This window comes from Helicobacter pylori (assembly GCF_014498195.1).
GTDB classification, from domain to species: Bacteria; Campylobacterota; Campylobacteria; order Campylobacterales; family Helicobacteraceae; genus Helicobacter; species Helicobacter pylori_DO.
This window is the reverse complement of sequence record NZ_JACTGH010000008.1, coordinates 1-23543: the sequence shown is the minus strand read 5'-3', so window position 1 is coordinate 23543 and position 23543 is coordinate 1. Positions and strand designations below refer to the sequence as shown.

The following is a 23543-nucleotide window of genomic DNA, read 5'->3' as shown; positions in this document are numbered from 1 at the left end:
TCAATTTCTTTACGCTAAAAATAAACTCGTGTTTTACAAGAAATAGATAAATGGGTGCAAATATGCTAATGAGTGAGCGTTTTCAAAAATTCTAAGACATTCTGCTCTCTTAAAATGTGATTATGCGAAAAGAAGCTTTCAATCTGGTGGTGGTTAGAAAATTCCTTTTTATGCTCATAAGCTTTTCTGATGTAGGGGGCAAACCCAAAAGGGTTTTCTAAATCCTTTAAGGCGTTTTTCAAACTTTCTTCATCTTTATCTAAAGTATCAAAATACTTGAGTAAGATCTCTCTGGTTTCATAACTCAAAATATCTGAGCCTTTAAAAAAAGTGATGTTTGCATTAGCAACTCCATACACATAAATCGCATTGGGTTTAGGCAGGTTTGAATTCCACATGGGGCGAGATGTTTGAAGATTTTTTTCACCCTTATCGTTTTTAGAAAACTTGATTTCAATCCCCACCACATGATCAAAAATAAAAACCAAAAAATCAGGGTAAGTTTGTGAGCCAAAAGGCTGGTATAAAAAATGGCTTGTAAGGTTTGAAAAAGGGTTTTTAAGGGTGTGTGGGTGGTTTTTTTCTAAAACTTGCTTTTTGAGTTGGTTAAAAGCGGTTTTAATTTCCTTATTAGGCTTTTCTTCGATATGGCTTAATTCTTCTGTTAAATCGCCATTGATTTCGCTAAAGTGTTTTTTTAATTCATCCCTAAATTGGTTTTCAAACTGCTCCCCTGTGCTAGAACTTGCAAAAAACTTTCTTTTATTGGTAATTTCTTGGAACACTTTTTCAAGCATGCATTTCCTTTAATTTGCAATATTCTTCCACAAAATCATAAGTAGAAAACCCTAAAACTTGCGTGTTTTTATGGGCGAGTTTGTTAAAATCAATTTTATGGATAATCCTTAAAGCTTCTTTAGAGTGGGCTTTGATGAAAAAATATTGTCGGTTTTTAATCAGTAAATTTGCATTGGTGATCTTTTCGTTGTAATCATAAAAGCCTTGTCTCACCACCGCAAAATCCCATTGGTATTTTTCTTTGTTGAAATACTTAAGGGTGTGTGGCGTGTTGTTATGAATGTAAGTAATAAAGTCACTATGGCGGATTTTTGGGGGAGCAATGATGCGCTCGTCTTTAAGATTTAGGGCGATATTTTTATGCATATAGATTTGAAAAACGCATTTCACATCATAGGGTCGTTCATTAAAAATAAAAGCGTTTTTCTCTAAAGGGGCGTTTAAAACCAATTTTGCACGCTTATCAATGTGTTTTTGAATGGAATAGCGTTTGAATAAATTGGGCAAAATAAACGCTGTAATAGGCGCTTCGTTTAAAGATTTGTTTAAAAAATCTAGGGCTAATTTCCCTCTATGCCCAAAAGGAGGGTTGCCAACAATGACACGCTTTTTATCAAACTCAATCAATTCCAACAGATAATCTTTTTTTTGAATGCCTTGAGCTTTAGGGGCAATATCAAGGGCGATGCAATCAGCAATCCCTAACTCTTTTAATGCATCAACAAAGCTCCCACTCCCTGCACTTGGCTCTAAAAAATGGAATGCGTTTAAGTCTAGCCCTAGATTTTGAGCGGTGAGATCTCTTAATAAATCCAAGCAAAATCGCGCGATTTTGGGGTGGGTGTAAAAAGCGTCTAAATTCTTTTGCAAGGTAGTGTTACTGACCATTTTAATCCCATTTTAATTGAAATCAAACCCGCCCGCTTCGCCTAAACTCATGCTTTCATAAGCCGCATCCACATAGCTGTTGCGGATTTCGCATTTTAAAACCTGCTCGCATTTCAAGCAACTCGCTACTTGCCTTTCTTCTTGGCATGCTTGTAATTTCAAAAGAGCGTCATTAAAACGCTCTTCATATTCTAATTTTTTAGCGCTATTTTGCATCATTCTCCCTTTAAATATTTTTCTAAAATCTGAGCTTCATGCTGGCTGGCTAAATAGCATTCGCTTTTTTCATGGTAGCTTTCTACGCTTTGCTCTAGCAAACGCTTTTTAACCCCTTTATCAAAATAAAACGCTTCCCCCTTAGCTTTTTCAACCATCAAGGCCAAAGGAAAGACTTCAAAAAGCTTTCGCAATTTCTTTTGCGGGTAGGAAAACATTCCGCCTTTTTTGATCAACACATGATGGACATCAGCCACCATAGACCCTGAGTATCGTAAGCGGTAATTTTCTGCAAAAAACCTCTCTAAAGCCTTTTTTAAGCCCAAAGAAAAATCCTTTTGATTGCCTCCGCTAGCGATGATTTTACCCTTATTTTCTAAAACGATGGTTTCTATAAAATGAAACTTGTTCTGGTAAAACGAGTAACGATAAACTTCTTCTAAAGCCACCACTAATTCTATTTTATGCCCAAAAACCACATAAAGGCTTGCAACTAAATTTTGCGCCTTATAATCCTTTTCATAAACCCCTATAATCGTGCCTACTAAGAAATTCGCCTCCATCACTGAGCTCCCGTCTAAGGGGTCATAAGCGATCAGATAAAAGCCGTTTTCTTTAGTAACAGGCGTTTCTTTTTCTTCGCTAAAAACGCTTTTGATGTTTTCTAAACTCAAAAAAGCTTCTTCTAAAAATTTGTCTAGGGCTAAATCCGCTTTAATAGGCGTATCCCCGCTGCTGTTTTCTAACTTAGTGTAACTCCCAGCGTCCGGCTTTTCTAAAATCTCTTGGGCTTTTTTAACCCCTTTTTCTAAAAGACTGATGATTTCTATAACGATGTTCGCATGCTTGCCTTTAAAATGTTTGTAATCCATAAAAACCCTTTTATGATTTGATTAAAGATGCTAATATTTTACTTGAAAACATTGAAAATAGGGAAGTATTTTGAAAGTAGCTCCGAGCCTTTTGAGCGCTGATTTTATGCATTTGGCCAAAGAGATAGAGAGCGTGAGTAACGCTGATTTTTTGCATGTGGATGTGATGGATGGGCATTATGTGCCTAATTTAACCATGGGGCCTGTGGTTTTAGAGGATGTTACTCAAATGAGCCAAGTGCCTTTAGATGTGCATTTAATGGTAGAAAACGCGAGCTTTTTTGTAGAATTATTCGCCCCTTTAAACCCGCAAATCATCAGCATTCATGCAGAAAATGAAAAACACCCCCATAGGGTGTTGCAACTCATTAAAAATTCAGGCATCACGCCAGGCGTTGTCCTAAACCCCCACACGCATGAAGAAAGTATTAAATACTTGCTAGAAAGCGTGGGGCTAGTGCTTTTAATGAGCGTGAATCCGGGCTTTGGCGGGCAGAAGTTTTTAGATCTGGTGCTAGAAAAGTGTTTGAAAGTTAAAGAATTGATCAAACGCTACAACCCTAGCTGTCTTTTAGAAGTGGATGGGGGCGTGAATGATAAAAATATCTTTGAACTCCAACAAGCGGGCGTGGATGTGGTGGTTTCAGGGAGTTATATTTTTAAATCTAAAGATCGTAAGCTGGCTATTGAAGGCTTACAGAATGCTAGACAGCCTCTTGCATAAAGACATTCAAGCCCTAATCGCTCACTTAAAGCACCAGGATTTAAGCTTAGGCATGCTAGAAAAATCGCTCTCTCGCCTTATTTATGATGAAATCAATTTGGAATATTTAAAAGCGTGCGGGCTTAATTTCATAGAAACGAGCGAAAATTTAATCACGCTCAAAAACCTTAAAACCCCCCTTAAAGATGAGGTTTTTTCTTTTATTGATTTAGAGACCACCGGCTCTTGCCCCCTAAAACATGAGATTTTAGAAATCGGGGCTGTGCAAGTGAAGGGGGGGGAAATTATTGATCGTTTTGAAACCCTTGTGAAAGTCAAAAGCGTGCCTGATTATATCGCTGAGCTTACAGGCATCGCTTATGAAGACACCCTAAACGCCCCAAGCGTGCATGAAGCTTTGCAAGAACTGCGGCTTTTTTTAGGCAATAGCGTGTTTGTGGCCCACAACGCTAATTTTGATTACAACTTTTTAGGGCGTTATTTTGTAGAAAAATTGCATTGCCCCTTATTGAATTTAAAGCTTTGCACTTTGGATTTATCCAAACGAGCCATTTTGTCCATGCGTTATTCTTTGAGCTTTTTAAAAGAGCTTTTAGGGTTTGGCATAGAAGTCAGCCACAGAGCCTATGCGGACGCTTTAGCGAGTTATAAACTCTTTGAAATATGCCTGTTAAACTTGCCCAGCTACATCAAAACCACAATGGATTTGATTGATTTTTCCAAATGCGCTAACACTCTTATCAAAAGACCCCCAAGAGCCAGACACCAAGAGACTCCACCGCCGTTTTCTCTTTTTGAAAGGACAAAGGGTTTGTTCAATATCATAAAAGCGACCAGTTAAACGAAAGCTGTTTGATTAGGTTTGATTAGGGATAAAATTTGATTCCATTATTTTTGTTCTTTGAGAATACCGCATGCTTCTCTTAATTCTAATTCGCAAGCTTTAGCAGTAGCAGTGTGTTCAAGAGCTTTTTCAATGCTTTCTCTTGCATTTTCTCTCATTATAGCTTTAGAATAAATCTCTCTTAAGATTATGCAACCATCAGCATCGTTTAATTCGCAAGCTTTTTTTAAAATATTTCTTGGCTCTAGTGGAATTTTTATCCGTGTAAATAGTTATACCTGAAAATACAAGCTCTTTAGGATCTTATTCTGTCATTAACCCACACATAAACACAACGCCAATAAAACCCTAAAAACCGCTTTTTTGACGCTCATGGCACTTCTTTTTTATGCTCAAAACTTTAATGTTTAAAAGGTAGGGTTTTAGTCGCTTTGTTTTCATCGTTTTATAGCAAAAACTCATAAAAAGATAGGGGGTTATTTGCGATACCCTACCCCACAATATCCAGCAAATGCTCTTCATGCCACAATTCAATTTCTTCTTCTTCCAAGCCAAACGCCTTAGCCCTTTGGCTGTTTGGATAGCGGTTTTTGGAGCCTTCTTTAGGATCTTTATCGCTAATAGCTTGCATGTTTTCTAACGCCCTTGTTTCTTGGGCTAATTCAAGCTTGCTTTGAAAACTTTGCGCTAAATCCAGCATATCACTTCTTGCACCCTGTTGGATAGCAGAATTTAAAGGAGCGTTTTGGTTGATATAAGTTACATTGCCTAAAGCTGAAACACCCATGCTAACCTCCTTAAGTGTTTAAGTGTCCTTTAGACTAATAGTTCGGTATTTTGAGTAAATGACATTAGCTCCTTTGATGATTTTGACAAATTTTCGTTGCGTGTAGTCAATTTCGTAACTATTAAACACATCTTTTTGCATTTTAATCAACATTTTGGCTAATTCCATAATGACCTCATCTTTGGGTGCGTTCTTTTGGCAAAAAACGATCAAATGCGATCCGGGAATATCTCGCACATGCATCCATAAATCATTCGCTCTTGCGTCTTGTAAAAGCTTGATATTCTCTTTTTGGTTTTTCCCTAAACCGATTTTAAAATCCTTATAATACAGCACTTCATACCCGCTCATCGGGCGTTTGATTTTAGAATTTTTAAAGGGCATAAACATTTCTAAAACGCTTTCTTCTTGCGCTCCTTTAACATAGTTGATTTGATTTTCCTTAAAAGCGATTTTTTCTTTTAGATTCTCTTCTTCTAAATACAAGAATTGCGATTTTTGTTTCTTTTTTTTGCTGAGAGTGAATTTTTTATTGATAAAAGCGTTTAAGGGCATGCTCTTATCAATTTCAATTGCACATTCTTTATCTTCAAAATCCTTTAAAACCACGCGGCTTTCATGCTTATGGATTAAATGCTGGTAAGTGAGCAACAATGAGGCTTGAGTTTGCAATTCTTTCGCTTCCAATTGTAAATTTTTAGAATCTTCTAGTTTTTCTAATTTTTCTTTCAAGCGTTCTTTTTGAATATTTAATCGCTTGATGATTTGATTTTTTTTGTGTTCCAATTCTTTGTGTTGGTAAAATAAAAAATCTTTTTCTAAAATTTCTAACAATCCCTTAAAGTCCAAATCCTCTTCTTGATGCTCGTAAATATTAGGAGGCAATGCCCCTAAAATATCGTTTTTAGCGACCCTGTCATTAAAACGAAAGGCTTCTATCACGCATTTTTCTTTATCTAAAATCATGAGATTGGCTTTTTTAGGGATCATTTCTAAACGCAAAATAAAATTTTCACTCTTATAAGCTAAATCTTTAGCGCCTGTGATTTCTAAAATCCGATCGTTATCAATGACGTTTGCTTGTAAAATTTTGGCGTTTTTGGTGAATTTATTCAAACAAAAATCTAGTGCTAGGGTGTTTTTTAAAACGCTCTCTGGGAGTTTTTTGGACAAACCGATATAAGGTGCGCTCAAATCTACAACAAAGGCGTGTTTTTCTTTAGAAAAAGTCTCTAATAAAAAGCTAGACGCGTTCAAGCGTTTGAGGCTAAAATGCGTTTGAGCGTTTAAAAATTCGCTGAATTTCTTTAAAAGAAAAAATTTCATTCTTGCGCCTTTAATTTTTCCTTAGCGAAAGAAATCGCACTCTCTATATTCTCGCTCCCCCCTATCATGCGCGCGATTTCTAAAACCCTTTCTTCGTTATTAAGGGTTTTTGCAAGGCTTTTGTGGTTTTCTTTGAAGACTAAAATATGGTTTTTAGCGAGCGCTGGGATATGGACTTGGTGCGAAATGGCAAAGATTTGCGAATGGCTGCTTAAGGTTTCAAGGGCTTTAGAGACCGCCAAACTCTCTTCACCGCTCAAGTTGGAATCCATTTCATCTAACACCAACACGCCTTTAAAATCCTTTAAAAACTCCATTTCTAAAAGCATGAACGCCAGCCTCAAACGGCTGTATTCTCCAGAGCTTAAGGTTTCTAATTGGGAATTTTGTAAATTCAAAACGAGTTTTTGAGCGCCTTTTTCGCTCATGGGGGCTTCTTCTAAAACCAAACTAGGGCTTTTTAGGAGCAAATCTTTAGCCTTAACGCTTAAAAGAGCGTTAAAACCGGCTAAATACTCTTTTCTAAAGCCGCCTATTTCTTCGCACAATTTCAAGCATTCGGCTTTCAATCGCTCTATTTCTTTGTGGTAAGTTTCGCAATAATGGTCAATTTCTTTTAGGTTATGCAATTCGTTTTTAACATGCCCTAATCGTTCTTTAGCATGCATAATACTCCCGTAATCCTTAATGATCCCACTTAGCACACCAAGCCTTTCTAGCACTTTTTCAATATCCAGACGCTCGCACTCTTCTAATTTAGCCTGCTCTTTTTCCAATAGAGCGCTCGCTTCTAATAAAGCGCTTTTTAAAAATTCAGCGCTATGGCCCACACTCTCTAAAGCATGCGTGATCTTGTGGGTATTTTCTAGCACATCTAACGCCAGGGCGATTTTATCGTTCAATTTTTCCTTACTAGAGAGCAATTTTTTCTGCTCCAAAAGGCGTTCGTATTCGTCTTCTTTTAAATCTAGCCTCTCTAATTTCATTTTTTCAAAATTCAAACGCTCTTCTAAATCCTTTTGGAAACGCTTTTTATCTTCTAACGATCGCCTTTTTTTTTCCAGATTCTCTAAATGGGTGAATTTTTCTTCAAGCGTGCCTAAAAGGGGGCTAAACGCCTTATTTTTATTTTGGATATAGCCATCCAGTAAGGAGAGCATTAAAATATCATTGAGTTCATTCTGGCTGAATCTATCGTTAGACAAGCGTTTAATCAAACCTTTTAATAACGTTTTGAGCGTGTTTTTAGACAGGCTTGTTTGGTTTAAAAAATAGCGCGTTTTTTCTTTTTTAATCACGCTGATGACTAAGGGCTCATGTTCATCTTCTCTAAAAATGCCGTATTCTTCAGTGTCTAAAAAAGGCGCGATCAATTCCACTTCAATGTTTGAAGCGTTGCTCTCTTTAAGCCCAAACGCCCCTAAAAGGCTCGCAATCAGAACGCTTTTTCCCACCCCGCTAGCCCCACTAATCGCGCTCAAGCCGTCTTTAAACTCCAAATCCAATTTTTCAAAAACAGCGTTTTGACGCACTTTTAAGCGTGTGATTTGAGCGTTATTAAAATCTCGCATGTTTTACCCTTTTTATCTTTTTTTGCTAGGGCTTTCCCCCCATAAGAGCTTTTCTTTAAGCACTTTAAAATAATCCCTTGAATTTTTTTGTAAGAGTTTGGTGGTCGTGGGGCTTTTTTGAATGTATAGGGGTTGGTTGGCTTTTAAATCATAGGTGGCTTGCCCATCAATGACCACAAGAGCGTCTTCATGAGCGCAAAAATTCAAGCAAAATTCCGCCCCTAACACTAGGGGGCGTTGCGTTAAAGAAAAATCGCACAAGGGCGTTAAAATATAGCTCTGGCTCAAAGCATGCACAATCGGCCCATGAGCGCTCAAATTATAAGCGGTCGAGCCTAGGGGCGTGGCAATGATAAGCCCATCGCCTTTATAGGTGTTAAAGGGCGTATGGCCTGCATAAGCTTGGATGTCTAAAACCCCTAAAGCTTTTTTTTTGGCGATCACAATTTCATTGATCACATAAAAAGAGGTTTTCCCGATACGGCCCTCTAAAGCCAAATGCTCTTCTAATTTGATCTTATCTTGCTTGAGATCTTGTAAGAAATCTTTCAAGCCATTCAATTCAACCGCGCTCAAAAACCCTAAATTCCCTATTCTAACCCCAAAACATGGCTTATTGTAAGAATGCGTCATTCTTAAAGCCCCTAAAATCGTGCCATCGCCCCCTAAACATAAAAACGCGTAAGCTTTTTCTATCAATCGTTCATCTTTTGATCCATCAAGGCTATCAATTATGAAGCTTTCAAACCCCTCATCTTCTAAAAGCGTTAAAACCCATTCTTTAGCCTGCTCTAGCTCTTTAAAAAGAGCGTTTTGATAATGGGTGGGCCGCACAAACACGCCGATAGTCTTGTTTAAATCTTTCATGCGTATATTGTAGCTTAAAGCTTGAAACAAAATTTTAAAAAAGGGGGTTTTAATTGCTTTTTTATCATCTTGTGTAAAGTTCATGAAAAGTTTTTATTGTGGTTAATGTTTCATTTTTTAAACTTTTTTAATTGTTTTTTGGGTATTCTTTTTAAGAATGTAAACATTATGTTAAGGAATTATCCATGAAAAAATTTTTTTCTCAATCTTTGTTATCCCTTATTATCTCTATGAATGCGGTATCTGGCATGGATGGTAATGGCGTTTTTTTAGGGGCGGGTTATTTGCAAGGACAAGCCCAAATGCATGCGGATATTAATTCTCAAAAACAAGCCACTAACGCTACTATCAAAGGCTTTGACGCGCTCTTGGGGTATCAATTTTTCTTTGAAAAACACTTTGGCTTACGCCTTTATGGGTTTTTTGACTACGCTCATGCCAATTCCATTAGGCTTAAAAACCCTAATTATAACAGCGAAGCGGCGCAAGTGGCGGGTCAAATTCTTGGGAAACAAGAAATCAATCGTTTAACGAGCCTCGCCGATCCCAAAACCTTTGAGCCAAACATGCTCACTTATGGGGGGGCTATGGACTTAATGGTCAATGTCATCAATAACGGCATCATGAGTTTGGGGGCTTTTGGCGGGATACAATTGGCCGGTAATTCATGGCTTATGGCGACGCCGAGCTTTGAGGGCATTTTAGTGGAGCAAGCTTTGGTGAGCAAAAAAGCCACTTCTTTCCAATTTTTATTCAATGTGGGGGCTCGCTTAAGGATCTTAAAGCATTCCAGCATTGAAGCGGGCGTGAAATTCCCCATGCTAAAGAAAAACCCCTATATCACTGCAAAAAACTTGGATATAGGGTTTAGGCGCGTGTATTCATGGTATGTGAATTATGTGTTCACTTTCTAGGGGCACATCCCTAGAGCGTTAGAACGCTCTCAATTTTTTGAATCAACTCTTCTTTTCTCTTTTCTAAACTTGTGGGCGTCCATTCTGTGTATTGTGCAACATCTATGGTCATCTTATAACAAGTCATCACCTTAAAAGTTTTTTCCCTACCTCGCTTGTCCTTACCTAGCTTGACAGCGTTTCCCATATAGATTTCTTTTTTCTCTTTGAAATCTTTATTTGAAGCTTGAGTGTTTTTCTTGCCCCCCAAAAGCGTGAGGTTGGCTAAAGAATGCGTGTATAATCCTCTTTCTTCTTCGCTAAAGTCTTTCACCCATTGGCTTGAAGGATCGGGGTTTTGGGGCAAAATACGTTCAACATGCAAATCGTCATCCATTTTAATATAAGCGGGGTTGGCGTTATCGCTCATGAAATATTCCACTAAAATGAGAATGGGTCTGAGCCATGAATTTTTTGAAGCCTTTTTGTGTTTTTCATACAAATGGTCATCTTTTAGTTTTTCTCTAAAGTTTTGTGTTATCTTATTATTATCATCATCTAAATATTCTTTCACAATAGAAGCGATGTTTTCTACGCTTTGCTTTTCTTTTAGGGCTTTAATAATATTGCAATTAGTTTGTTTTTTAGGTTCTGTTTGCTCTGCAACCCAATTTTGGTAGTAAAACTTGACCAACAACTCCTTTAAAGCCTCTATGTCTTGAGAGCTATAATGGTGCAATATGCTAGTGCACAAAATAACGCGCCAAAAATCAGAAGCTAGATAAGAAAGCAAATGAGCATGCCAATCTTGCATTTCCAATACCTTACAATAAGCATTGTAAAAATCCTCTACGCCCTTAAAGTATTCTAAAGGGGGTTTATTAAGCCTTTCAAACTGATCGGCAAGTCTTTCTTCCATGCTTTTCCCACTAGTTACCGGATTGAGATAGGTTAAATACCAGCTGAATAAGGTTTCTGTGGCATTCTTCTCTCGCTTGTTCTCTTTTCTCTTTGGAAATTTTGACTCATTCTCTGAGCATTTTTGATGCAAGGCACTCCAACGAGACACAAACTCTTCTTGATCCTTTTTGTTAGCGAGTTTTTTTAGTAACTCCACCTTAAAAACATCTATCGCATGCAAGGGCAAACCTCTAGCGTTTAAAACACTAAAAATCCTTAACGCCATACTTACATTGGGGCAAGTGGTTTTGATAAATACGACCTTAAAATACAGCCACTTAATGAAATCGTTAATGTCTTTAATCTCTTTCTCTTTAAGATAGTTTTTTAAACAAACCGCATTTTTTAGGTAATTGTTCTTATTATTTTTATTCTTGCTTGCTTGAGAGTCATTGAAATGTTCTAATGCATACACAAAATCATCTTTAGCGTTAAGCCCCATAGCGTTAAAATGCAACCGCTCTCTTTTTTCTCCATCAATATCGCCCAAACTCTTTTCTAAAAGTTCTCTGCTAGTTGGGTTTAAATCTTTATCATAGAGGGTGGCTAAAACTTTTGCCAGCAGAATGAAAGTGCTTAAGCGTTGCTGGCCATCCACAATATCATAGGTTTCAGCGTTAGTTTCGGAATCTGTGTTAATTACGATTAAAACTAATGATCCGCAAAAATAACCGCTTTCTTTATAATATTCATAGCTAGAAAACAAATCGTCTAAAAGCTTTTCGCAGTTTTTTTCTGTCCATTGATAAGGGCGTTGGTAATCAGGGATTTGGTAATAAGAAACAAGTGCTGTAGCTAAAATATCTTTTAATGGACAATCTATGCCTTTGACTTCATTCGCCATAAAAACCCCTTGTATGATTTAGGATAGATTATAACATTAAAAAGTGTTTTTTTTTTTTTTTGAAATATTTCTACGCATTAAAACGCATGGTCTATCGCCATGCTCTTTTTTACAACTTATTTTTTAAAGCTCCTTTAAAATCTCTAGAGGCGATTTGAACGCTAGATTGAACGCTTTAGCGATGCCTTCTTGGGTGATATAGCCGTTATAAGCGCTCAAGCCTCCAAGCGTATTCGCCACGATTTTAGTGTTGGCTGTTAAAAAACCTTTTAAGCCATGCTCTAAATAATACAACAAATACGGCACGCTCGCATGGCTATAAGCCGTAGAACTCGTTTTAGCGACAATCCCTGGCATGTTCGGCACGCCATAATGCAACAAATCCTCTTCCACATACACCGGGTTAGAATGGCTTGTCTGGTGTATGGTCTCTATGCACCCCCCTAAATCGCAAGCCACATCAATGACTACCCCTTGTTTTTGCATGTATTTTAAATGCTTTCTTAAGATCACTTTAGGGGTTTGGCTCGCTGTAACCAGCACCGCTCCCACTAGCCCCACCGCCCCCTCTAAAGCGTGAATGATATTGGCTTCATTCACGCTTAAAACTTCTAAATCATACAGATGATAATAGGGGTGGTTTTGCAATTTGGCGTAGTCTAATTCTAAAATCGTTACTTTAGCCCCCATTTGGCCTAAGACTTTCGCGCTCTCCATGCCAACCACACCGCCCCCAACCACGACGATTTTAGCCCTTTGCGCACCCGACAAACCCCCTAGCATGACCCCCTTACCCATAAACCCCTTAACATGCTCTAAAGCCAATAAATAATGTTGGACTAAATGCGCGGCCAACCTCCCAGCCACCACGCTCATAGGCGCTAAAATAGGGTAGTCGTTTTTAGGCCCGGCAATGGTTTCAGTGCAAATAGAAGTGATTTTTTTATCTATAAACATTTCGCACAAGCTTTTTTGATACGCTAAATCCAAATAACTAAACAGAGTCGCTTTTTCTTTGAGCAAAGGGTATTCATGCTCTAAAGGCTCTTTGCATTTGACCACCAAATCCTGCCCCCACGCCGTTTTAGAATCCACGATTTTAGCCCCCACGCTTTCATACGCTTCGTTACTATAACCGCTATTAGCGCCCGCGCTATTTTGAACTAAAACCTCCACGCCCTTTTGAATGATTAGCGCCACATCATCAGGCACTAAAGCCACTCGGGATTCCAAATCCATGCTTTCTTTGACTAGCCCAATAGTCATGTTAATCCTTTAAATAGTAGTGTCAGTTATGATTATATTCGCTCAATAAGACTATTTGAGCGTTTTTCTGTCAAAAACTTGAATGGCTTTACTCTTTTACACAATGAAATTGTTCTATTTATTATCCATTTGCTTATTAATAATTGGTTGTTAATTTTGGTTTAGAATAAAAATATGAGTGGGGATTTAAAAAGGAGCAATAAAATGATTTTAGTAGGATTAGAAGCGGAGTTAGGAGCGTCAAAAAGAGGCACCGATAAAGGGGTTAGGCGTTTGAGAGAAGCTTTGAGCGCAACGCATGGCGATGTGATTAAAGGCATGCAAACGATCATTCAAGAGCGGTGCGTGCTTTATAAGGAGTTTAGATACGCTAAGAATTTTGAAGATTACTACCTTTTTTGTAAAGAAAATCTGATCCCTTGCATGAAAGAAGTGTTTGAAAAAAAAGAATTCCCTTTGATTTTAAGCTCAGAGCATGCGAACATGTTTGGGATTTTCCAAGCCTTTAGGAGCGTTCATAAGGACAAAAAAATAGGGATTTTGTATCTAGACGCGCATGCGGATATTCACACGGCTTATGACAGCGATACAAAGCATATCCACGGCATGCCTTTAGGCATGGTTTTAAATCGTGTCCATAGCGGGGTTAATCGCATGAGCGAGAGTGAAGAAAAGGCATGGCAAAAGCTCTGCTCTTTGGGGTTGGAAAAGGGAGGGTTAGAAATTGATCCTAAATGTTTGGTGTATTTTGGGGTAAGAAGCACCGAACAGAGCGAAAGAGATGTGATTAAGGAATTAGAAATCCCTTTATTTAGCGTGGGCGCGATAAGAGAAAACATGCAAGGAGTGGTTCAAAAAACCAAAGAATTGTTAAAAGCGGTGGATATTATTTACCTTAGCTTGGATTTAGACATTATGGATGGCAAGCTTTTCACTTCTACCGGCGTGCGTGAAAATAACGGGCTGAGTTTTGATGAATTAAGGCAATTACTGGGCTTGCTTTTAGAAAGTTTTAAAGACCGATTAGGAGCGGTTGAGGTAACCGAATACAACCCCACGGTGAGCGTCAAACACAATAACGAAGAAGAAAAGCAGGTTTTAGAAATCCTGGATCTCATCATCAATCGCTGTAAAATTAAAGACAAGGAGCGATCTTTTGCAATGAGTAGCTGATCGCTTTTCAAACCAAACGATAAAAGGTTGAAAAAAGGGGCAGTGTTTTGAAAAGTTAAACCACTCAAATATTTAATACAAAAGAATGTCTTCTGTGTTTTAGGGTGTGTGAGACTCGTTGTGTGTCAAAAATGGGTATTTTCTACTAAAACCAAGCGAAATCAAAAAAAAAAAAAAAAAAAAGATTTTCATGGGAATAATAAAATTTTAAGAATTTTATGACAAAATTCTGCATGTTATTAAGTTTTTTTGTTTTTATTACTTAATAATTGGCGTTCGTTATTGGTGCGATTTTACTTGAAAAATTTAAACCATTTTTTAATCTTTCAAAACATAAGGAGCTTGTTTTGCATAAAAAAGTTCTGTTGGCTTTAACTGCCAGTTTGATTTGCCAAGAGTCTTTGTCCGCTAAGGAAAAAGACTACACTTTGGGCAAGGTTTCTACTGCCGGGAAAAAGGATAGATCTGATTATTCTGGGCAGGTCAATTTGGGTTATAGCGGGATTACCGCGCCTAAGAGTTGGCAAGATGAAGAAGTGAAAAAATACACAGGAAGCCGCACGGTGATCTCTAATAAAGCGCTCACCCAACAAGCTAACCAAAGCATTGAAGAAGCTTTACAGAATGTCCCGGGTCTGCAAATTAGGAATGCGACCGGTGTAGGGGCTATGCCTACTATCCAAATCCGTGGCTTTGGGGCTGGGGGTTCAGGGCATAGCGATGCGACGCTGATGTTAGTTAATGGTATTCCTGTTTATATGGCCCCTTACGCTCACATTGAGCTAGACATTTTCCCCGTTACCTTTCAGGCCATTGATCGCATTGATGTGATCAAGGGTGGAGGCAGCGTGCAATACGGGCCTAACACTTATGGGGGTATTGTCAATATCATCACTAAGCCTATCCCTACTCAATGGGAAAACCAAGCGGCTGAAAGGATCACTTATTGGGCTAAGGCTAGAAACGCCGGGTTTGCCGCTCCCCCTGATAAAACCGGCGATCCTTCTTTCATCAAGTCTTTAGGCAACAACCTCCTCTATAACACTTACGTGAGAAGCGGAGGGATGATCAATAAGCATGTGGGTATCCAAGCGCAAGCTAACTGGGTTAGAGGACAAGGCTTTAGGGACAATAGCCCCTCTAATATTTCAAACTATTGGCTAGATGGGGTCTATGACATCAATGAAAACAATGGGATTAAAGCCTATTACCAATACTACGATTTTGCTATCGCTCAACCGGGATCACTCAGCGAGCAAGATTACAAAATAAACCGCTTCGCTAATTTGCGCCCCTTAAATCAAAAAGGCGGGCGCTCACAACGCTTTGGGGCTGTGTATGAAAACCGCTTCGGGGATTTAGACAGAGTGGGCGGGACTTTTAGCTTCACTTACTACGGGCAGTTGATGACTAGGGACTTTCAAGTGAGCTCTAGTTATAATAGTGCTAACATGGTTACTTGTTTTAGCGAAGCGGCATGCAGGGCGGCAGGACTTCCGGCAGGGTATAACTTGGCTGTGCCTTATTATGCCACTAACTACAATGGCTGGGCAGAAGTAGAAAACCCTGTGCGTTCCATTAACAACGCTTTTGAGCCTAAAGTGAATCTGATCGTCAATACCGGGAAAGTCAAGCAAACCTTTATCATGGGCTTGCGTTTCATGACCACCACCTTTTTACAACGCCAATACTTAAACACCAATGAATGCGCCACTAAAACGAGCGGTGAGGGGGCAGGATTCTTGTGTGAGGGTGCTAATGTGATGAGCGGTTGGAAACCCCACATCAAGCATGGCGTTTATAGAAACTGGAATAACTGGCGTAACAATTACACAGCAGTCTATTTGAGCGATCGCATTGAAGCTTGGGATGGGCGCTTTTTTATTGTGCCTGGTTTGCGCTACGCTTTTGTGCAATACAACAACGAAAATGCGGCTAACTGGATGCAAATCCCTGAGAAGGATTTAAGAAAAATCAAGCACATGAACAATTGGATGCCCTCAACCAACATTGGCTTTATCCCTGTGCAAGGCGATCACAATGTGCTTACCTACTTCAACTACCAACGCTCTTTCGTCCCGCCTCAATTAGACGTTTTGAGCTATGGAGGAGCGGAGTATTTCACCCAACACTTTGACACGGTGGAAGCAGGAGCACGCTACACCTATAAAGATAAATTCAGCTTCAATGCGGACTACTTTAGGATTTGGGCGCGCGATTTTGCCACCGGGCAGTATTCAGTCTATACAAGCGGCCCCATGAAAGGTAATGTGCGCCCCATTAATGGCTATTCTCAAGGCGTGGAGCTGGAATTGTATTACAGGCCTATTAGAGGGTTGCAATTCCATGCCGCTTTCAACTACATTGACACTCGTGTAACCAGCCATGGTCCTTTAACCGACTTGAACGGGGATGTGCTAAAAGGGACTAGCTATAACAAGCATTTCCCTTTTGTAAGCCCTTTCCAGTTCATTTTTGACGCTCGTTACAATTGGCGTAAAACCACCATTGGTATTTCTAGCTATTTTTACAGCCGCGCTTATAGCGGGATTAGCAACAGCGCAGCAGGAGGCTATTATGGGATGCAATATTATAGTGGGGGGAACAACTATGAAAGCGTTCTTAATAGCGGCTATCAATGCGAAGCTTGGTGTATGACCCAACATGAAGGGCTCTTGCCTTGGTATTGGGTGTGGAATATCCAAGTGAGCCAAATTTTTTGGGAAAACGGAAGACACAGAGTTACAGGAAGCTTGCAAATCAATAACATCTTCAACATGAAGTATTATTTTACAGGGATTGGCTCTAGCCCTGCAGGCTTGCAACCCGCGCCTGGAAGATCGGTTACAGCGTATTTGAACTACACTTTCTAAAGGCTTTTAAAAGGAGGGGGATTGTTGAGCGATGATGAGCCGCTCAAATCAGCCGCTTAGCGGTTTTGTTGAAATAATGGAATCTTTATTTAAGAATACTCCAAATAAGTTTCTTTGAGGCTGGCCTTAGCCCTTTGCCAATCAGGCAAATACAAACTCAGCAAATCCCTAAAATATTCGTTATGGTGGCGCGCTTTTAAATGCAATAATTCATGCACAACCACATATTCAATGCCCTTTCTAGGTGCTTTAGCCAATTCCAAATTAAAAAGTAGGGTGCGTTTAGCAATGTTGCAACTCCCCCATATCCGTTTCATTTTTTGGATTCTAAAGCTTTGTATGCTTTCGTTTAAAATCTTTTCGTATTGGTTGATGTAGGTTTGTATTTTTTCTCTTAAGACTTGTCTGTAATAGTTTTCTAACACTTTTAAGCGGTTTTCTAAGCTTGTTTTTTTCTGGACATGCAAGATTAAATATTTAGGGCTTTGGAGAACGAAGTGTTTTTTTATAGTGTGTTCAATCTTTAATAAATAGCGTTTCCCAAAAAGATAATGGCTTTCTCTCTCTAGCATTCCTCTTTGGCTCTGTCTGTTTTGGTTTAAAAAATTTTGTTGCTGTTCTTTTATCCAAGGGAGTCTTTTAATCAAAGAAAGCCTAAGGCTCTCATCGTTTAAAGCTAGGGGGCAAGACACATGCACAGAGCCATCAGGCGGGCAAACGCTAACGTGTAAATGCTTAATATCCTTTTTTTCTATAGCGATGTTGGTATTATTTAAAGTCAAACAATAAGCGTTCATTAATGATACTCCTCTATGTGTTTGGCTAAATTAAAGATGTTTTCCAACAAACCCTCATCGTTTATGATTTTTCTTAAAGCGATTTTAAGGTTTTTTTCTTTTTGATTGTGCCCCACCCAACCATCTTTTTTATTACCCCTTATGCATGCGTCTGTCTCTAGGGCTAAGGCTTCATTTTCATCTAAATTATCATAGAGGGTTTTTAAAGCCTTAGTGTTGATCTTTTTAGGGTAATTTCTATCTTCTTTATCAATAACTTTTTTGGCTAAGTCGTGGATTTGTTGCAAGTATTCTAAATAGGTTAATTTCTTTTCCCTAAACTGGTTGATCAAATCGTTTAAAAGCGAAGATAATTTTTCGTAATACTTAGGATCGCTCGCTTCTTTTTCTATAATGCGTTTTTTAGTGTTGTTAGCGATGCTTTCTGCCATAGAGCTTTCATTTTTAAATACTTGAGATAACGCCTTATTAAAATCATCAATATTCATTTGGGCTAAAACTTCGCACAGCCCTTGATCTTCTATTTTAATTAGCGTCTCGCTATCCGTGGCTTTAATGTAAGCGTCTAAGATCCGGCGCATGTCTTCATTATAGCTTTTTAAATCCACGCTATCCCCACTACTCAAGCCAACCGCTTTTTGTAAATGCCTATAAAATTCCGCTTCTTGTTTGATTTGTCGCGTTTCTTCTTTAGAATAAATGGGCTTTTCTAAATTGTTCAATTCCACAAACATTCTTAAAAACGCACCAACAAGCTGGTAAAACAACCGCCTTTTTTGAGCGTTTTTTTCTAAATCGTTCCCACAAAAATAAGCGATATAATCCATTTCATCTTTTGGCTCTTTCACGCTTTCGCAAAGCGATTTTAACTGATCTCTAGTTTCTTCTAATTTTTTCTTAATCTTTTGGGCTTTGTCAGAGATAAGCCCTTGAATGTCTTCTCTTTCGTAGTTTTCAAACGCTTTATTGGTGTAATCGCTGTGCGCTTCTTGTAAGCTGTCAAACAAATCCTTATAGTCTATGATACAGCCAAAATCCTTATCTTCGCTATCTAGTCTATTCACCCTGCACACCGCTTGAAAAAGCCCATGATCTTGCATTTTCTTATCAATATATAAATAAGTGAGGCTTGGCGCATCAAAACCGGTCAATAGCTTATCCACCACGATCAATAGCTTCATTCTATTAGGCTCATTAATAAAACGCTCTTTAACTTTTTCTTCAAACTCTTTAATTTGATTAAGGGCTTTTTTCTCATCTTTTTCATTAAAAAAGTTTTGCAGCATTTTGCAATAAATGCGGTATTGATAACTCTCTTCGCTCTCATCGCTCCCGCAATCTTTAAGATCAGCGATATTGGGTTCATAGCTTGTGATCACAGCCACCTTATCCTTTAATTCTGTTTCTAAAAAGAGTTCAAAATACCGGCATGCGTTATACACGCTTTCAGCCACCAGCATGGCATTCCCCTTTTCACTCCTTAATCGTGGGAGTTTTGCCATATCCAATACAATATCTTGCACAATATTTTCCAATCTGTCTTTAGTGGAAAAAACTTTTTGCAAATTAACCCATTTCTTTTTAAGCTCTGTTTTAGCCGTCTCATTCAAGCCTTGGGTTTTCAATTCAAAATATTCATCTAGCTTTTCAGGGCTACTGACATATTGATCCACGCTTCTGGCTTCATAGTTTAAATCTAACACCACCCTATCGCTAACGGCTTCATTGAATTTATAGCAATGGATATAATTCCCAAACACTTCCTGGCTTGTCTTTTTATCTTGCTTCAATAAAGGCGTGCCGCTAAAGGCGATAAAAATCGCATTAGGGAGCAGGCTTTTCATGGCGTTGTGCAATTTACCGCCTTGGGTTCTGTGGCATTCATCCACTAAAACAACCCATTCCTTTAAAACAGGTTGTTTTTTTAAATCTTCTAAGTCGTTGTCATCAAATTTATGGACAAGCGCTCCAACCAAAGATTTCTTATTTTCAAACAGCGCACTCAACAAATCCTTCTTGCTGTCTGCGCGATAAAGATTCTTCTCGCCTATCCCACTAAACACGCCTTGAATTTGAGCGTCTAATTCCCTCCTGTCCGTAACGATTAAAATCCTTGGCTGTTTGATATTTCCTCTTAGCCATTGAGCGAGCCACACCATAGTAAGGCTCTTACCGCTGCCTTGCGTGTGCCAGATAATCCCCCCTTCTTTTCTTTTGATAAATTCTTGCGTTTTTTTAATTGCAAAATACTGATGGAACCGGGTGCATTTCTTTTGCCCCTTATCAAAAATCAAAAAATCATGGATAAATTCTAAAAACCTTTCTTTTTCTAAAAAGCATTCAATCGTCTCAAACAAATTTTTTAAAACGCCTTCTTCTTTCCAAGAAAGGTAGTGTTTTTCTTTAGTTTCTATGACGCCATATCTTAGCCCTTGACTTTCATTGCCCGCCATAACCAATTGGATCGTTTTAAAAAAATCTCTAATAAACTCTTTCTTCTGGTTGTCTAAATTTTGCCGGATACCGCTTTCCACGCTCACGCTGGATTTTTTCAATTCTAGCACCCCTAAAGCGATCCCATTAACATAAAGCACCACATCCGGCCGTTTCGTGTTTGGCCCTTTAACGCTCACTTCTTCAGCCACGCTAAATTCATTCTTAGAAACGTCTTTCCAATCAATGAGATAAGTCGTTTGATTGTTTTCATTCTGGCTTATTTTAGTGTTCACGCCATAAATCAAAAGGTTGTAAAATTTTTGATTCGCTTCGTATAAATCGTTTTTTAAAGCTGTATGGATTTTATGCTCAATTTTATGCCACCTTTCAGGCTCAATTTTTTGATTTTTAATTAGCCATGCTTTCAAGCTTTCTTTATTGATGTTTTTATTATCGCTCTTTGTTAAATCCCCTAAATACGCATAGCCCATGCTTTTAAAAGTTTCTATGACTTGTTTTTGAACTTCTCTTTCTGTTTTCATCATAAACCCTTAAGAACGCTTTTTATCGCTTTATATTATAATCCTAAAAACAAAATAGGGCGATAAAGAAATAGGCGACAAGCTCAATAAAATCATCGCCAAGATCGCAGAGCGAAACGACTTAAAAGGCGTGATTGACAGCGTGGATTTTAACGATAACACCAAGCTTGGAGAGGGTAAAGCGATGATAGACACCCTTTCTAATTTGGTTAAAATCTTTGCGGATTTGAGTTTGGGCGCGCATGGGGCTTTAGACGATGATTTATTGGGCGATGCTTACGAATATTTAATGCGCCACTTTGCCAGCGAATCCGGTAAATCCAAAGGGCAGTTTTACACCCCTAGCGAAGTTTCGCTTTTATTGTCCCTTTTGCTTGGCATTGATGCAAACACCAGACAGGATAAAAGCATCTATGACCCCACTTGCGGGAGCGGTTCGTTATTACTAAAAGCTTCTAGCTTGGCGGGCAAAAACGGCTTAACTATCTATGGTCAAGAAAAAGACATTTCCACAACAGCCCTTTGTAAAATGAATATGATTTTACACAATAGCACTGATGCTGATATTGCTAAAGGGGGTTCTAGCACCCTTTCTAACCCCTTTTTTATTAAAAACGGCATGCTGCAAACCTTTGATTATGTCGTGGCTAACCCTCCCTTTAGCTTGAAAAACTGGACTGATGGGTTAAGCATAGACCCTAAAAGCAAGCAAGTCATTAACGATAGTTTCAATCGTTTTGAAGACGGCACGCCCCCTGAAAAAAATGGCGATTTCGCTTTTTTGCTCCATATCATCAAATCCTTAAAAGACACAGGCAAAGGGGCAGTGATTTTGCCCCATGGGGTGCTATTTAGGGGGAATGCTGAGGCGCAATCAGAAAAAATCTTTTAACAAAAGGCTATATTAAAGGCGTGATAGGCCTAGCCCCTAATCTTTTTTATGGCACTTCCATTCCTGCATGCGTGATTGTTTTAGACAAAGAAAACGCGCGCACCAGAAAGGGCGTTTTTTTGATAGATGCGAGCAAAGATTTTAAAAAAGACGGCAATAAAAACCGCTTAAGGGATCAAGATGTCCAAAAAATGATAGACACTTTTAACGCTTACAAAGAAATCCCTTATTATTCCAAAATGGTAAGCCTAGAAGAAATTAGCGCTAACGACTATAACTTGAATATCCCGCGCTACATTGCCGCTAAGCAAGAATTGGAAAAAGACTTATTCGCTTTAACCAACAGCCACAAGGCCAGTTATTTGCCCAAAAACGAGATTGAAGCCTACGCCCCTTATTTTAGAGTGTTTAAAGAGCTTAAAAACACGCTTTTTAAAAAGAGCGATAAAGAGGGTTATTACGCTTTAAAAACAGAATGCGAAAACATTAAAGAATTAATCATTCAAAGCTCAGAATACCAAACCTTCCACGCTTCTGTTTTGAGCGCTTTTGACCGATTGGAACTATTTACAACTTTTAATGATTTAGAGCCAGGTTTTAACCCAAAAACCCTTATAGAAAGCGTTTGTTCAAAGGTTTTAAAAGAATTTGAAAAAGTGGAAATTTTAGACAAATACGGCGTGTATCAGCTCTTCAAAGATTACTACAACGAAGTCTTGCAAGACGATTGGTTCCTCATCTCATTCAATGGCTTTGAAAGCGCTAAAAATTTAAGGAAATTAACTCCCCTAAAAGACAAAAACAAAAAAGCCAACTATTTAGAGGAGCCGGATTTTGTCATTCAAAAAACCTACTATAAAAGCGATCTAATCCCTAAACATTTGATCAAACAACGCTTTTTTGAAAAAGAAACGAAAGAATTAGAAGAATTAGAAAACGCCCTTAATGAAAAAGAGGCCAATTTTGAAGAATTTATAGAAGAGCATTCTAACGAAGAAGGGCTTTTTTATGAGTTGAAAATCAATGAAAGCGTTTTGAAAAAAGAGCTAAAAAACGCCACCGATTTAGAAGATAAAAAAATCCTAAAAACCGCTTTAGAATGGCTAGAAGCTAAAAACAAGGCGCTAAAAATGAAAAATAAAGCTTATGAGGAGTTGGAATTAAAAGCGTTCCACCAGTATAAAAACCTTGAAATCAATGAAATTAAAGATCTCATCATCAAAGACAAATGGCTTAACAGCCTAAAAAACGCCCTAGAAAACAAAATTTTAAAACGCATCAACGCTTTGACTAGCACCCTTAATGAAATCATTTCAAGCTACTCTAACAGCTTGTTAGAATTAAATAAAGAAGTCAAAGAGAGCGAATCAAAAGTTTTAGAGCATTTGAAAGATTTGGGGTTAATGGGGTGACAGAACGCATGGACGCGTTAACAACGCCCTCAAATTGGCAAAGAGTAAGGCTTGGGGATGTTGGCAAACCATGCATGTGTAAAAGAGTTATGAAGCACCAAACAACACGATATGGTGAAATTCCATTCTATAAAATAGGCACATTTGGCAACACCGCTGATGCCTTTATTTCAAAAAAGCTATTCTTAGAATACAAAGCAAAATATTCTTTTCCAAAAAAAGGCGATATTTTAATTTCTGCTTCCGGAACTATTGGTAGGGCAGTCATTTATGACGGAAAACCCGCTTATTTTCAAGACTCAAATATTGTTTGGATTGACAACGATGAAACATTAGTAAAAAATGATTTTTTATTTTATGCCTATTCTAATATTAAATGGGATACAGAACATACAACTATCTTAAGACTTTATAATGATAATTTTAGAAATACTTTAATCCCCCTACCCCCCCTAAACGAACAAATCGCTATCGCTAACGTTTTAAGCGATTTGGATCATTATCTTTATTCTTTAGACGCCCTCATTCTTAAAAAAGAGAGCGTTAAAAAAGCTTTAAGCTT

18 protein-coding genes and 2 pseudogenes are annotated in these 23543 nt (G+C 38.4%); 7 read left to right on the top strand and 13 right to left on the bottom strand.

Features of this window, described 5'->3' with window-relative positions; all coding sequences use genetic code 11:
* Positions 1-65 precede the first annotated feature (65 nt).
* From H7N67_RS04725 to H7N67_RS04710, 4 genes are read right to left on the bottom strand one after another with little or no spacing between them, the layout of a single operon-like run.
* Positions 66-797 (bottom strand): type II restriction endonuclease, encoded by a 732-nt coding sequence (locus H7N67_RS04725; RefSeq protein WP_187939227.1) that lies wholly within the window; start codon positions 795-797, stop codon positions 66-68.
* Complete coding sequence (locus H7N67_RS04720) at positions 790-1686, bottom strand: SAM-dependent methyltransferase (protein WP_187939226.1); 897 nt, start codon at positions 1684-1686, stop codon at positions 790-792. The genes H7N67_RS04725 and H7N67_RS04720 overlap by 8 nt, the downstream gene beginning before the upstream one ends.
* Positions 1687-1698: 12 nt before the next feature.
* Positions 1699-1902: a hypothetical protein gene (locus tag H7N67_RS04715; RefSeq protein WP_187939225.1), complete on the bottom strand. Its 204-nt coding sequence runs from the start codon at positions 1900-1902 to the stop codon at positions 1699-1701.
* A complete protein-coding gene (locus H7N67_RS04710) occupies positions 1902-2774 on the bottom strand; it encodes a class 1 fructose-bisphosphatase (RefSeq protein WP_187939224.1) in 873 nt (290 codons plus the stop codon). The genes H7N67_RS04715 and H7N67_RS04710 overlap by 1 nt, the downstream gene beginning before the upstream one ends.
* Positions 2775-2844: 70 nt before the next feature.
* On the opposite strand from H7N67_RS04710, the gene rpe reads away from it, so the two are divergent.
* Together rpe and H7N67_RS04700 are read left to right on the top strand one after the other, a co-directional pair.
* Complete coding sequence (gene rpe / locus H7N67_RS04705; RefSeq protein WP_187939223.1) at positions 2845-3498, top strand: ribulose-phosphate 3-epimerase; 654 nt, start codon at positions 2845-2847, stop codon at positions 3496-3498.
* Complete coding sequence (locus tag H7N67_RS04700; protein WP_187939222.1) at positions 3476-4339, top strand: 3'-5' exonuclease; 864 nt, start codon at positions 3476-3478, stop codon at positions 4337-4339. Before rpe ends, H7N67_RS04700 begins: the two co-directional genes overlap by 23 nt.
* Positions 4340-4395: 56 nt before the next feature.
* On the opposite strand, the pseudogene H7N67_RS04695 reads toward H7N67_RS04700, so the two are convergent.
* From H7N67_RS04695 to H7N67_RS04675, 5 genes and pseudogenes are all read right to left on the bottom strand, one after another.
* Positions 4396-4716, bottom strand: a pseudogene (locus H7N67_RS04695) (hypothetical protein); the annotation flags it as partial.
* A 116-nt stretch (positions 4717-4832) separates the two neighbouring features.
* Positions 4833-5129: a hypothetical protein gene (locus tag H7N67_RS04690; RefSeq protein WP_000539097.1), complete on the bottom strand. Its 297-nt coding sequence runs from the start codon at positions 5127-5129 to the stop codon at positions 4833-4835.
* Positions 5130-5147: 18 nt separating this feature from the next.
* On the bottom strand, positions 5148-6455 hold the full coding sequence (locus H7N67_RS04685) for an NFACT family protein (RefSeq protein ID WP_187939221.1): 1308 nt from the start codon (positions 6453-6455) through the stop codon (positions 5148-5150).
* A complete protein-coding gene (locus H7N67_RS04680) occupies positions 6452-8026 on the bottom strand; it encodes a DNA repair protein RecN (protein ID WP_187939220.1) in 1575 nt (524 codons plus the stop codon). The genes H7N67_RS04685 and H7N67_RS04680 overlap by 4 nt, the downstream gene beginning before the upstream one ends.
* A gap of 12 nt (positions 8027-8038) precedes the next feature.
* Positions 8039-8893, bottom strand: a complete 855-nt coding sequence (locus tag H7N67_RS04675; protein ID WP_187939219.1) for an NAD(+)/NADH kinase — start codon at positions 8891-8893, stop codon at positions 8039-8041.
* Positions 8894-9078: 185 nt separating this feature from the next.
* Between H7N67_RS04675 and H7N67_RS04670 the strand changes: the two genes are divergently transcribed.
* The gene (locus tag H7N67_RS04670; RefSeq protein WP_187939218.1) at positions 9079-9807 is read left to right on the top strand and encodes an outer membrane protein; all 729 of its coding nucleotides are present in this window, start codon (positions 9079-9081) and stop codon (positions 9805-9807) included.
* 10 nt (positions 9808-9817) lie between these two features.
* On the opposite strand, the gene H7N67_RS04665 is transcribed toward H7N67_RS04670, so the two are convergent.
* On the bottom strand, positions 9818-11590 hold the full coding sequence (locus H7N67_RS04665; protein ID WP_187939217.1) for a DUF262 domain-containing protein: 1773 nt from the start codon (positions 11588-11590) through the stop codon (positions 9818-9820).
* A 123-nt stretch (positions 11591-11713) separates the two neighbouring features.
* Positions 11714-12856 (bottom strand): alanine dehydrogenase, encoded by a 1143-nt coding sequence (locus tag H7N67_RS04660; RefSeq protein ID WP_156604767.1) that lies wholly within the window; start codon positions 12854-12856, stop codon positions 11714-11716.
* A 204-nt stretch (positions 12857-13060) separates the two neighbouring features.
* Between H7N67_RS04660 and rocF the strand changes: the two genes are divergently transcribed.
* Positions 13061-14029, top strand: coding sequence for an arginase (rocF, locus tag H7N67_RS04655; protein WP_187939216.1), 969 nt, complete (start codon positions 13061-13063; stop codon positions 14027-14029).
* A 347-nt stretch (positions 14030-14376) separates the two neighbouring features.
* Positions 14377-16902: a TonB-dependent receptor family protein gene (locus H7N67_RS04650; RefSeq protein ID WP_187939215.1), complete on the top strand. Its 2526-nt coding sequence runs from the start codon at positions 14377-14379 to the stop codon at positions 16900-16902.
* An 89-nt stretch (positions 16903-16991) separates the two neighbouring features.
* Here H7N67_RS04650 and H7N67_RS04645 read toward each other — a convergent pair whose 3' ends face one another.
* A complete protein-coding gene (locus H7N67_RS04645; RefSeq protein ID WP_187939214.1) occupies positions 16992-17699 on the bottom strand; it encodes a YgjP family zinc-dependent metalloprotease in 708 nt (235 codons plus the stop codon).
* Positions 17699-20677, bottom strand: coding sequence for a type I restriction endonuclease subunit R (locus H7N67_RS04640; RefSeq protein ID WP_187939213.1), 2979 nt, complete (start codon positions 20675-20677; stop codon positions 17699-17701). The genes H7N67_RS04645 and H7N67_RS04640 overlap by 1 nt, the downstream gene beginning before the upstream one ends.
* 58 nt (positions 20678-20735) lie before the next feature.
* On the opposite strand from H7N67_RS04640, the pseudogene H7N67_RS04635 reads away from it, so the two are divergent.
* Both H7N67_RS04635 and H7N67_RS04630 read left to right on the top strand, forming a co-directional pair.
* A pseudogene (locus tag H7N67_RS04635) lies at positions 20736-22981 on the top strand (type I restriction-modification system subunit M); the annotation flags it as partial.
* Between the two features lie 8 nt (positions 22982-22989).
* A partial coding sequence (locus H7N67_RS04630; RefSeq protein WP_187939270.1) for a restriction endonuclease subunit S occupies positions 22990-23543 on the top strand: 554 nt, incomplete at its 3' end.